This window comes from Aureibaculum luteum, assembly GCF_003449015.1.
In the GTDB taxonomy this organism is placed as follows: Bacteria; Bacteroidota; Bacteroidia; order Flavobacteriales; family Flavobacteriaceae; genus Aureibaculum; species Aureibaculum luteum.
In genome coordinates this window covers 79597-93013 of record NZ_QRGD01000004.1, presented here as the reverse complement: position 1 = coordinate 93013, position 13417 = coordinate 79597, and the positions used below count along the sequence as shown (strand labels likewise).

Below are 13417 nucleotides of genomic sequence, written 5' to 3'. Positions count from 1 at the left end.
AACAGTAAAAAATAGTAATAATGAAAATATTAAAAATAGTAGTTTTAGGATTAATTTTGGGAAGTAGTTTTTTAATTAACGCACAAAAAAACATACAAATTGATGCTCAAGTGAAAGGAGAGAAATTTGATCATTTTTGGAGTAAAATGGTTGGTGCGGGTCGTGCCAATGAAGGCTTACGAGCAGGATGGTTAGAACAGTTAGAACAAGTACAAGAAAATTGTGGGTTCGAATATGTTCGTTTTCATGGACTTTTTCATGATGATATGTTTCCCGTTTTTCAAGAAAAGGGAAAAACCGTTTATAACTGGCAGTATATTGATGATTTGTTTGATAGAATGTTAGACTTAAATGTGAAACCATTTTTAGAACTAGGTTTTTTTCCAAAAAGTATAGCCGCTGAGAATTCTAAAACCACAATGTGGTGGAAAGGTAATATTACTCCCAATGAAGAATCATTTGGTAAATGGCATGACTTGATTAAAGCTTTTACCCAACATTGTGTTGATCGTTATGGAATAGATGAGGTTTTAACATGGTATTTTGAAGTTTGGAATGAACCTAATTTACATAGAGGGTTTTGGGATGCAACCAAATCACAATATTTTGAGTTATACAAACAGTCCGTTAAAGCTGTTAGATCTGTAGATAATAGGCTTAAAGTTGGAGGTCCATCAACCAGTAATTTTGTGCCAGATAATCGTTTTGAAGGCGAACTTGTAAATGATAATGTTTCAGATGCTGTTTTTAAAGCGGATGATATTAACGTTTTAGAATGGCATGGCGTATGGATAGAAGATTTTCTCAACTATTGTAAAAAAGAAAATTTACCTGTTGATTTTGTAAGTTGCCATCCTTATCCAACTGATTATGCATTTAATCCAGAAACAGGAAAGGGAAGGGGACTAACACGCTTTGTAAAGTCAACAAAATTAGATTTAGAATGGTTGAATAAAACGATTGCTAAAAGTGATTTTCCAGATGTAGAAATTCATCTTACAGAATGGAATACCAGTCCAAGTAGTAGAGATGCAATGCATGATCGTTTACCCGCAGCTGCATATATTGTAAAAACAAATTTAGATTGTATAGGGTTAACAAATTCTTTAGCTTTTTGGACGTTTACTGATATCTTTGAAGAAAAAGGTGGAGCTTCAAGTATTTTTCATGGTGGTTTTGGAATGATTAATTTTCAAGGGTTGGTTAAACCATCGTATCATGCGTATAGAATGTTACATCAGTTAGGTGATCAAAAATTATATAAAGATGATTACCTTTTTGTTTCTAAAAAATCATCAGATGGTAACATTGTAGCCTTGGCTTATAATTACCCTAAAGAATATCAAAATGCAGTACCTTCAGGAAGAGATAAACGTGAAACAGGAACGGCTAAAAATTTAGATTTCACGTTAACAGGATTAAAAGCTGGGAGTATGTTTGAAATAGAAATTTTAGATAAAGACCACGGTAATATTCATAATTTTTGGGAAACAATGGGTAAACCTGAACCACCAACAAGAGAAGAGGTTAAGGTAATGAAAGACTATGCTAATACCATGAAAAAAGAATTTGTTAAAGCAAATAAAAATGGGGTTTTAACTATTAAGCATTCCATAACTCCTTGGAGTTTAGTATTAATCAAACAAGTAAATTAAAACTATAAAGAACATGTTATATTCTAAAAAATTCACAAATTTCATTGTTTTAGCATTGGTGTTAGGTATTTTATCTTCATGTAATAATGATACTAAGGGCATAGAAATAAAAGGAAAAACCTTTGCTACTGAACTTGTTTTTGAAGAGAATTTTGATAATGGAATGGATAATTGGGTTGTAGAGCAAATGCCAAAAGGTAGTGTAGCAATTAATAAAAGTAAATTAGAAATTAACGATGATTCTGGTTGCACGGTTTGGTTAGACCATAAATTTGAAGGCTCAATCGTTATTGAATATGATGTGTTTATCATCCAAGATGGAGGTGCTAACGATCGAGTGTCTGATTTGAATTGTTTTTGGATGGCGTCTGATCCTAAAAATCCAACAAACTTGTTTGCAGATTCTAAGAAACGTGGTGGTAAATTTTCGAATTATGATGCACTCCAATTATATTATATGGGAGTAGGAGGGAATGACAATGGTACTACACGATTTAGACGTTACGTAGGTAATGGAGAGCGTCCTTTAATTGATGAACATGATTTGTCTGATACAAAATTCATGTTAGCCCCTAATAAAAGATATCACATCAAAATAATAGCACATAATGGTGTTATACAATACTACAGAGATAATGAATTGTTTGTTGATTTTGTTGATTCTAACCCTTATACATCAGGTTATTTTGGTTTAAGAACGGTTAAAAACCATATGACTGTAGATAATTTTAAAGTGTATCAAATACAATAGAAACTCTTAGTGCATTTTAAATAAAATTTAGTATTGAGAGTGTTTTTTTCTAAGATGCAGAGAAATAAAAAAGTGTATCGAGAACCTTCAGTACGCGAAAAGTTCTCGATACAATCTCTCATTCTTCGAGACCACTCGAACTGACGACAGAATAAGGGTCTTAGTTAAAGTATAAAATGCACGTCTCTTCGAATGCCACGCTTTTTGGCGTGGTGTATCCAGAAGCCTTCTTCAATTTGTTTAAACGAATAGTTCACGCTACTTCTGAGGCTGTATATTAATTTTTAGAGAACACTATGCTGTCGGCGAAACTTTAGTAAAAACCATTGAACAGACGATGGATTTAAATTTTAATCAAAATCATTAATAGTACGTCACTTCGAGTGCCACGCTTTTTGGCGTGGTGTATCGAGAAGCCTTCTTCAATTCGTTTACACAAATAGTTCTCAACATAGACAACCCTTCTATATTCATTCTTAGGAACCATCCGAATTAACAACTCAATAAGGTCTTAGTTTCTTGTATAAAATCCGTGGCTCTACGTTTGAATTTTATAGGTACAAGAAAATTTATATCTAGAAGTTTTCGATACTCCAAACGCTTCAGGATTCATTCTTTATTTACTCCAAACAGGAATTATAACAAAATAGAAACGGCTATAAACATATAGTTTATAGCCGTTCTGCAATCTAACTCAAATAATTATTTTCTCTGAAACTAGTATCCAGGATTTTGTAATAACTCATCATTTAAACCGGTCTGAGATGTAGGTACCGGAAATAGATAGTCATCTTTTGAAAAGTTACGAATCGCTGAAGGCTGAACTACAAGACATCTTCTTGGACCAACTCCTGTCGTCGTAGTTTCTTCACCGTAACCATATTTAGATGGGTCGTATAAGGCAGGTGTACTTTCATAAACTGTACCTTCTATAACTGCACCATAAATTGCTTCACCTAATTCTTGCTCTGCAATACCCCATCGTTTTAAGTCATTAAACCTTGTTGCACTTTCTGCATAAAGTTCAATAGTACGCTCTCTTCTAATTTCGGTTTTAATATCCATATTATTAGAAGATAAAAAGGCGTTAGTTATTCCAGGTAAACCAGCTCTAGCTTTTACCAAATTAATAGATTCCTCCATTTCTTCATCAGAAAGACTACCATTTAATTCATATAAAGCTTCCGCATACATTAAATATACTTCAGCCAATCGTATAAAAGGCATGTCATAGGCTTCAGTTGTTGTTGCTCTATAAGCCTCATCTGTTCCCCATTTCCAACTCATAAATTTTGAATTGAAGTAACCAAAATTGTTTGTTCCACTTAAAGTAACATCTCCATTTTGAGGGATTTCACCAAGGTTTTTATGATAGGTAAAATAAGCCCTCATTCTATAGTCTCTGTTTTGGAATTCGTCAGGTGTATTTGCGTATCCTTGAAACCTAGGAGATTGAGCTATTGGTAATCCATCATCACATAAAAACATATCTACCATTTTTCTGCTAGGTTTTAATCTCCCTTCATAAACGTGACTTACTAATGTACCTGCCTGTCTGAATGTAAAATCGTATTTATTGTAAAAAATATACTCATTATTTGTAGCCTTATCATAACCACCAGGGTTAGAGCCACCATCTTCTAAATTAAATAAGAAATTTGAACTCAAATTATCAAGATCTGCATTGTGATTCCATAGTTCAAAACCACCTTGATCCATTACCGTTTTAGTTAAGGTAACTGCTTCTTGAAGGTAGATATTGATATTTGAATCATTAAAACCAGCACTACCAGCACCTGTGGAAGTTCCATCACCATCAGTTGTAGTGCCAACATATTTCATCCAAGTAGCTTCGTGTAATAGTACTTCTGCTTTGAATGACATAGCTGCCCATTTACTAATCTTGCCTTTATCACCAGAGGCGATATCTTGTTCTGCAGGTAAACCAGCAATAGCATCGTCTAAGTCAGTTAATATTTGAGCAACCACTTCATATCTACTATTACGTGGTCCATATAATGCTTCCGAATTAACATCAAGAGGTTCTGTTACTATAGTTACACCTCCAAATCGTTGTACTAAAAAGAAATATTGCCAAGCTCTATGAAATTTAGTCGCAGCTACATACTCACCTATGTCATTTCCTTCATATGCTTCAGCTCTCGATAGTAATAGGTTCATATCTCTAATAGCATTATAAGCATTTGAATAATAACTATCATTTGCTGGTGCTTGAGTGTCACCTCTACTATATTCTTGCATGTCACTGTCTTCCGTATAACCTACTAAATCGGAACCATGATCTGAAAATACATCTTGGTCATTCCATCTTATTAAGTTTGTATAGAATCTGTTTGATCCTGTTAAAAAATGCTCAGCTTCAGTGTAATAAACATCGTCAGTAATTGAAGCAGGTGGTGTCAAATCAATAAAGTCGTCTGCACAAGATGTAAAGAGCATCATTACGCACGGAATTATTATATATATTATTTTTTTCATTTGTTTATGATTTTATTATTATTAGTTATCTTAAAGTGATAATTTTAAACCCAATGCCCATGTACGCATAAATGGATAAACACTTGCATTAGTACTCGCTTGAAATTCAGGGTCATATCCATCTTTTACACTGGTGAATTCAAACAAATCATTTCCTGAAAAATAAATTCGGATATTATCGATAGGTGTATTACCTATTTTCACTCCTTTAATATTATAACCTACTATTAGAGATTTTAATCTCATATATCTATTGTTTTGTAATATATGATCTTTACTTCTATAGTTCCATTTCGATAATCCACGTTGGGTTGTTAATCTAGGAAACTCTGCATTACGGTTATCTTCAGTCCATGTTCTGCCTAACCATGTATTAGATTGGTTTTGCCATTCTGCTTGGAAAGGTTGTGCAAAATAACCTGTTCTATAGATTTGATGATTAAGAACACCTTGGAAAAATGCACTTAAATCAAAATTCTTATAATTCACATTAAAATTCAAACCATAAACATAATGAGTAGCATTGTCTCCTTTGTAGGTTAAATCATCATTATCAAGAGTTCCGTCTCCATTAGAATCTACAACTCGCATATCTCCAGGACGTAAAGCGTCATTTGAAGTTTGCGATGGTAATATTCCTCCTGGATTAAGACTTGCATAATACGCATCAACTTCAGTTTGAGAATCAAAATAACCATCAGTTTCCCATAAATAAAATGAGTTAATAGGTTTACCTAATATGTTTCTACCAGCAGATGCAGCATTTAAGTTCTCTACAATTGATTGAGCTCCATCATATTTAGTAATTTCATTTCTACTATCACTCATGTTTGCACTTACGGTAAAATCTAAATCGTCACCAATTTTATCTCTCCATCCTAACATTGCTTCCCAACCATTTGTTTCAAGAGTCCCTATATTAGTATATGGAGCGTTGGTACCAAGAACTTGTGGTAAAATACCTCTCACTAGCATACCAATATTCTCTTTTTGATAAAGGTCAAATGAACCAAACATTTTATCCTTAAACAATCTAAAGTCTACACCAATTTCTTTTGTTGCAATCCTTTCCCATGTTGTAGTACTGCTAAATAAGCTACTGGCTCTTGAAGTTGCTTGTTGTGAAGCATTAGTTTGACCAAAAACAGTTGAACCAAAGCCAACTGTAGATAAATATCCAAAATTACCAATACCTGACGTACTACCTAATTCACCATAACCACCTCTTATTTTTAAGAATGATATTAATTCACTATCCTTAAGAAAATCTTCAGCACTTAAAACCCAACCAGCAGATATACTACCATAATTAGACCATTTTTTTCCATCTGCAAATCTTGAAGATCCATCGCGTCTGCCTTGTACTTCCAATAAATATTTGCTTTTATAATCATAATTTACACGACCTATATAACCGTATGACCCCCAGGTATTACCACCACCTGAAGTGGTTACAAGTTGATCTGTAGCTCCAATGTTTATATCATATACACCATAGTCAACAAAACCATTTCTCCTCATGTAATACTCATCAATTATATTTTTTTCCGCTTCAACAGCTACAAGTCCTGATACATTATGATCTCCAAAGCTATTACTATAATTTAAAGCTCCTTTATAATTCTTATAAGTTATGTTACCGTCTTTGTTATCAGGTCCAGTTCCTTCTTCAATAAAAGTTGTATTGTTTATATTATTAGAGAAACCACCTTGCCAACTATATAAAGGTACTGATACTGCATATCTTTGCCATTTGCTATTTTGCTTACTAATAGCATAAGATCCAGTAGCATTTAAATGTTCGGTTATTTTATAAGTAGCCTGTGCAGCTATTTTAAACTGCTCTCTTGTATAATTTTCACGACCGGCATCTTTAACTTGTGCTATTGCATTTCTATCACCCGTAATATTAACTCCTCCAAAATTAGCATAATATTGTCCGTCGGGGTTATACGTAGGAAATAAGGGAGCATCCCATGTAGCGGCTTCCCTTGCTAAACCTGCTGCAGGTCCTGAAAAGCTATTATGAAAATAAGTAACATTAGTATTAACACTTAATCTATCGCTGATGTCAAGACCATAATTTATAGAGAAATTATATCTATCTGCACTATCATCAGCAACTTTTAAACCACCAACATTTTTATCATATCCGGCTGAAACACGGTAATTACTTTTATCTCCGCCGCCCGATACACTTAAATTATGTTGGCTCGAATTTGAATTACCAAACATTTCATCAAATTTAGCTGAATTACCCAACCATATATTTCCGTTTATAGGTAAATCATAAAAACCTTCATCTCCTGAAGCAATTCTCTCTACAGTTGGACGATCATTCCAAAAGAAAAAACGAGGCGGCTTACCAGAAGCTAAATCTTCATCAACTGCCGCTAAATAAAGTTGTCCATATTCAGACATCGTTGGTGATGGTGGGCGAATACCTATAGTACCCATCCTTAAAATTGAACCTATTTCAACTTTAACATCTCCTTTTCCTTTTTTAGTAGTAACCAAAATAACACCACCTGCAGCACGTGATCCATATATAGATGCAGATCCTCCTTTTAAAACACTTATGTTTTCAATATCATTGGGATTCATATCATTAAACGTTGATGAATTTATTGTAGGAATACCATCTATTACGATAAGAGGTTCTATACCATTAATAGAAGAGGCTCCTCTAATAAGAAAATTAACCCCCTCATCACCGGGTCTAGAAGAAGTACGTGTAACAACTAAACCTGGTGTTCTACCTTGAAGAGCTAATGCAGGACTACCTACAGCTATATCTTCAAAAGCTTCAGCTTTAATTTGTTCAACAGAACCTGTCAAAGTTTCCTTTTTTGCTGTTCCATAACCAACTACTATAACTTCGTCTAAAGTTTGAGCATCTACTTCTAATATAACATTGATTGAGCTTTGACTGTTTACAGTTACTTCTTTTGTAGAAAACCCAACAAAACTATATACCAATACGGCATCTGATGCAACATTATTAATGGTATAGTTTCCATCAAAATCTGTAACAACACCATTTTGTGTACCTTTTACAAAAACATTTACCCCCGGCAGCGGCATGTTATCGTCTGCACTAATAACATTACCAGTTACTGTGGTAGTTTGTTTAAATTCATTTACTGAACTATTTTTTGCAGCATGCACCTGAGTGAACACTCCGCAAAACAGAAAGCCTATTATAATGAATAGACCGTAAAAATGATTCAGATTTCTCTGATTGTGTTTAATTTTAATCATAAAATTGTCATTTTTAAGTTAGTAATTTAAGTATTGATTTTTTCTTTAAAATCATTACACAATATTAAAAAGATTTAAGAAAGGTATTTATAAATTAATATTCAAAAACTATAAAACATAGTTCATTTAACTATTAAACACCTTTGTTTGCAAGCATTTTTAAAAATAGCTTACTTTTAGTAGTTGTTAATTAATTATTAATTAAATATTAAATATTAGTTAAAGTTTATGTAGTGGTAGTTGATTATGCCATTCCAATAAAGAGTAAAATAGATTTTAAATTTAGACAGGTTAGTATACAATTAATGTGCTGATGTTCTTATCTATAACTGTATTTTTTAAATTGTATTAGAAGATAATTCAAGGTGAAGTGAATTCGTATTTACTTAATAAATGATACACATTCATTTTAAACAATAGTTTTTATAAATATATTAGGACTTCAAAAAACAAATGTCACATTATAATAGTAATCAAAAGGATTACACATCTAAAAGAGTGATATTTTATAGTTTTTGAATACTAATTTATGCTCGGTGTTTTAGATTCTCAGTAAAATTGTAATAGAAAAATACAATACTAATTATTCTAAAAATATAACAAATGAATCTTACTAAGCCATTGCTAATTTTAGCTATCTTTTTAATAGCAGCATGCAATTCGACTAAAAAAGAAATGCCTATTGCAGATACCATAACAAAATCAAATGCCTTTAATCTAGAAGAAGTTTTAAATACGAATGTATTGAAAACCAAAAAAACTGCTGAAGGGTTAACTTCTGTGGATAGTTTTCCAAGAAATATTAAGGAAGGAACTACAGATTGGCATTTTGTAGGTGTAAAAGATTGGTGTAGCGGGTTTTATCCAGGGGTTTTATGGTATGCTTATGAAGCTTCTGATGATGAAGAAATAAAAAAACAAGCGGAACGTTTTACCAATCCACTTAAAACGATCGCCTATACACCGGCTGATAATCACGATATCGGTTTTATGGTATATTGTAGTTATGGTAATGGATATCGATTAACAGGGAATGAAGCTTATAAAGAAATATTATTAGCTGCAGCAGATACATTAGCTACATTGTACAATCCTACAGTGGGTACAATTTTATCATGGCCAAGCCAAAAGGAAAAATTTCAATACAATACCATCATAGATAATATGATGAATTTAGAGTTACTTTTTTGGGCGGCTAAGAATGGGGGAGAACAAAGACTTTATGATATTGCTAAAAGTCATGCCGAAAAAACCATGGAGCATAGTGTACGTAAAGACAGTGCCGTGTATCACGTAGCTTCATTTGATGAAAAAACAGGTGAATTTTTAGGAGGTCATACACATCAAGGTTATGCTAAAGAATCGATGTGGGCAAGAGGACAAGGCTGGGGTATTTACGGATTTTCAATGGCTTATAGAGAAACTGGAGAACAAGAGTTTTTAGATACAGCTATTAAATTAGCTGATCACTATATGAATCGTTTACCTAAAGATGGTATTCCTTATTGGGATTTTGATGATCCTAAAATACCAAATGCACCTAGAGATGCATCGGCTGCAGCCGTAGCTGCTTGCGGTATGTTAGAGTTAGCTGGCTTAGTAAAAGATGAAGATTTAAAAGAAAAATATATAAATGCGGCTTCTCGCTATATTGAAATATTATCATCTAAAGAATATTTAAGTGGCGATACTAATCAAGCTTTATTATTACATTCAACCGGACATTATCCTAAAAATTCAGAAATAGATATTCCAATAATTTATGCTGATTATTATTATATGGAAGCTTTGATGAGACTTAAAAAAATGGAAAAACTTAATAAATAGGATCTTATCTCATTTCAAACGGATCAATATTTGAAATTCTCTTTTTGTTAATTTTGCAGCTATAAATAGTTTTATATGTTCAATCAATCCAGGTATATACTAAGTGTTTTAATTTTAAATTTTATTCCATTTGCGAATGTATTTGGGCAAACTATACCATATACAACTGGTAGAATTGTAATAAGTTCTGATGGTAATGAGCATGATCATGATGATTGGGCAGCTACGCCATTAAGTTTGGCATTACTTTCTGCGAGAAATTTGCAAGATAGTTTGACGGTATATACCTTTAGTGATCATATTTGGGGTAGCAATCACGAGAAAAGTGATGGTAAAAAGCAAATGCTAATAAGTGCTCTGGAAGGAAAAGAAATATATCAATTCAAGAAATCTAATTTTATTGAAGCGGTAAGTGATTCTACCAAAGCAATTGAGGCAATAACAAATGAAATTAATAAGTCAAGTAAAAATAGTCCGTTGACTATAGTAGCAGCAGGACCTATGCATGTAGTGGGAAGTGGATTAAATAATGCCATGGAATCTAAATTAAAATATGTAAGAATTATCTCACATTCGAATTGGAATAATAGACATTCGGATAAACCATACACTAAATGGGAAAGTCATTCTGGGTGGACTTGGAATGAGATACGTGAAAAATTTGAGTCAAAAGGTTTAATAGTTGATCGCATTAAGGATCAAAATGGTGGTGATGGCTATGTAGGATTAAAAGCTCCTAAGCATTTGTACGATTGGATGAAAACATTATCCATTCGAGAAACCTCTGAAGAATTAAAAAATCAATTGGATTGGTTATACGACCGACAATTAACCTGTATAAAAAAAGGAGATTTTGATCCTTCTGATGCAGGAATGATTATTTACCTTTTAACAGGAAAACAAAAAACGAATCCTGATATGGCTAAAAAAATTATTGAAAACCAGACGAAATAATTACGGTTTAAAAAAAGCATATGATCTTTAAACAACAAAAATTACTAGTACTTCTTATCACATCGTTTTTATTTATAGGAATGAAATCGGAAAAGGATAATATATATCATAAAGATTGGATTGATTTTAATAAAAATGGTACCAAAGAAGTCTTTGAAGATTCAAAAGCTCCTTTGGAAGCTCGTGTTAAAAATCTAGTTTCATTAATGAATGTGAATGAGAAAACATGTCAATTAACCACACTTTATGGTTTTGCTCGTGTATTACAAGATGAGTTACCAACTGACCAATGGAAAAATGAGGTTTGGAAAGATGGTATTGCCAATATTGATGAACATTTAAATACCATTTGGAATCAAGAAAAAACGCATACTAAATATGCCTTTCCCTATAGTACACATGCCGAAACTATTAATATCGTTCAAAAGTGGTTTGTAGAAGAAACGCGAATGGGTATTCCTGTTGACTTTACCAATGAAGGTATTCATGGATTATGTCACGAAAAAGCAACGCCCTTACCAGCACCAATTGGAATTGGTAGTACATGGAATAAAGAGTTGGTTTACAAAGCAGGAAGCATCGTTGGTCGTGAAGCCAAAGCTTTAGGATATACTAATGTTTACGCTCCCATTTTAGATGTTGCTCGTGACCCACGTTGGGGACGCGTAATAGAATGTTATGGTGAAGAACCTTACCATATTTCAGAATTAGGTAAGCAAATGGTGTTGGGAATTCAATCTGAAGGTGTAGCCTCAACTTTAAAACATTTTGCGGTATATAGTGTTCCAAAAGGAGCTCGTGATGGAGAAGCAAGAACAGATCCACATGTGGCACCGCGTGAAATGTTTCAAATGTATTTATACCCTTTTGAAAAAGTTATAAAAGAAGCCGCACCTATGGGTGTTATGAGTAGTTATAACGATTATGATGGTGTACCAATAACTGGTAGTCATTATTTTTTGACAGAATTACTACGTGAAAAATTCGGATTTAACGGCTATGTAGTTTCTGATAGTGAAGCCGTAGAATATGTTTCTGATAAACACCATGTTGCTAAAGATTATAAAGAAGCGGTTCGTCAAGTTATAGAAGCAGGTTTAAATGTTCGTACCACGTTTAGAACACCAGAATCATTTATTGAACCTTTACGTGAATTAATTCATGATGGGGAAATTTCAATGAAGACTATTGATGCTAGAGTAGCTGATGTATTAAGAGTCAAATTCAGATTAGGCTTGTTTGATAGTCCCTATGTAAAAGATACAAAGGCCGCAGATAAATTGGTACATACCAAGGAAGATCAAGCTTTTTCAAAGCAAATAAATCGAGAAGCTTTAGTGTTGCTAAAGAATGAAAATAATCTGTTGCCATTAGATGTTAATGAAATCAAGAACATTTTGGTAACTGGACCTTTAGCTGATGAAACAAGTTTTACATATAGTAGATATGGTCCCGCATTTAATCCTTCAACTTCTGTCTATCAAGGTATAAAAAAGTATGCAGGTACTAAAGTAGACGTTAATTATGTTAAAGGTTGTGATGTTATTGATCCTAATTGGCCTGAGAGTGAAATTATTCCAACACCATTGTCTAGAAAAGAACAAGAGGATATCGATGCGGCAGTAGAACAAGCAAAAAAATCTGATATTATTATTGCTGTGGTTGGTGAGGATGACAATACCGTTGGTGAGTCAAAATCAAGAACTAGTTTAGATTTACCTGGTCGTCAACTACAATTAGTTCAAGCATTATATGCAACAGGAAAACCTGTAGTTTTAGTGCTTATTAATGGACAGCCACTAACTATTAATTGGGAAAATAAATTTTTACCTGCTATATTAGAGGCTTGGTTTCCTAGTACAGCAGCTGGTGAAGTTATTGCAGAAACATTGTTTGGAGCTTATAATCCAGGTGGAAAATTATCAGTTACTTTTCCGAAATCGGTTGGACAAATACCTTTAAATTTTCCTTTTAAACCGGGCTCACAAGCAGGTCAACCTGGTGCAGGGCCAAATAGAGCTGGTAACACAAGAGTACTAGGTTCTTTATATCCTTTTGGTTATGGTTTGAGTTATACAACTTTTGAATATAGTGATTTGAAAGTAACACCCAATACCATAAAATCACAAGCAGATGTTCATGTTTCCTTCTCCATCAAAAATACGGGTAAAAGAGCAGGGGATGAGGTGGTTCAATTATATGTAAAAGATGAAGTTAGTAGTGTTACCACTTATGATTCGCAGCTTAGAGGTTTTGAAAGAATACATTTAAAACCGAACGAAACAAAAACAGTAAACTTTATACTGCACCCTGATGATTTAGCAATTTTAGATAAAAATATGAATTGGACAGTTGAATCTGGTCAATTTGAAGTACGCATTGGAGCCTCTTCTGAAGATATAAAATTACAGGAAAAATTTATTGTCGAATAAGACAATTGGTAAAGGAATTTAACTTTTCATTTAAATTA

7 protein-coding genes are annotated in these 13417 nt (G+C 33.1%); 5 read left to right on the top strand and 2 right to left on the bottom strand.

The annotated features are described in order from the left end of the window. Window positions 1-20: 20 nt before the first annotated feature. Together D3P13_RS11170 and D3P13_RS11165 are read left to right on the top strand one after the other, a co-directional pair. Entirely contained in the window at window positions 21-1655 is a 1635-nt protein-coding gene (locus D3P13_RS11170) for a GH39 family glycosyl hydrolase (protein ID WP_117882396.1), read from the top strand. A gap of 13 nt (window positions 1656-1668) precedes the next feature. Continuing rightward, on the top strand, window positions 1669-2406 hold the full coding sequence (locus D3P13_RS11165; RefSeq protein WP_117882394.1) for a DUF6250 domain-containing protein: 738 nt from the start codon (window positions 1669-1671) through the stop codon (window positions 2404-2406). A gap of 717 nt (window positions 2407-3123) precedes the next feature. Here D3P13_RS11165 and D3P13_RS11160 read toward each other — a convergent pair. Together D3P13_RS11160 and D3P13_RS11155 are read right to left on the bottom strand one after the other, a co-directional pair. Next, window positions 3124-4905, bottom strand: a complete 1782-nt coding sequence (locus D3P13_RS11160) for a RagB/SusD family nutrient uptake outer membrane protein (protein ID WP_117882392.1) — start codon at window positions 4903-4905, stop codon at window positions 3124-3126. 30 nt (window positions 4906-4935) lie between these two features. Then, window positions 4936-8166: a SusC/RagA family TonB-linked outer membrane protein gene (locus tag D3P13_RS11155; protein WP_117882390.1), complete on the bottom strand. Its 3231-nt coding sequence runs from the start codon at window positions 8164-8166 to the stop codon at window positions 4936-4938. A gap of 603 nt (window positions 8167-8769) precedes the next feature. Between D3P13_RS11155 and D3P13_RS11150 the strand changes: the two genes are divergently transcribed. The 3 genes from D3P13_RS11150 to D3P13_RS11140 all read left to right on the top strand — a co-directional run bounded on the left by D3P13_RS11150 (window position 8770) and on the right by D3P13_RS11140 (window position 13379). After that, window positions 8770-9993, top strand: coding sequence for a glycoside hydrolase family 88 protein (locus D3P13_RS11150; RefSeq protein WP_117882388.1), 1224 nt, complete (start codon window positions 8770-8772; stop codon window positions 9991-9993). A 75-nt stretch (window positions 9994-10068) separates the two neighbouring features. Further along, window positions 10069-10947 carry a hypothetical protein gene (locus tag D3P13_RS11145; RefSeq protein ID WP_117882386.1) on the top strand — a complete coding sequence of 293 codons (879 nt, stop codon included), beginning with the start codon at window positions 10069-10071 and terminating at the stop codon, window positions 10945-10947. A 20-nt stretch (window positions 10948-10967) separates the two neighbouring features. Continuing rightward, window positions 10968-13379 (top strand): glycoside hydrolase family 3 N-terminal domain-containing protein, encoded by a 2412-nt coding sequence (locus D3P13_RS11140; protein ID WP_117882384.1) that lies wholly within the window; start codon window positions 10968-10970, stop codon window positions 13377-13379. Window positions 13380-13417: the final 38 nt, after the last annotated feature.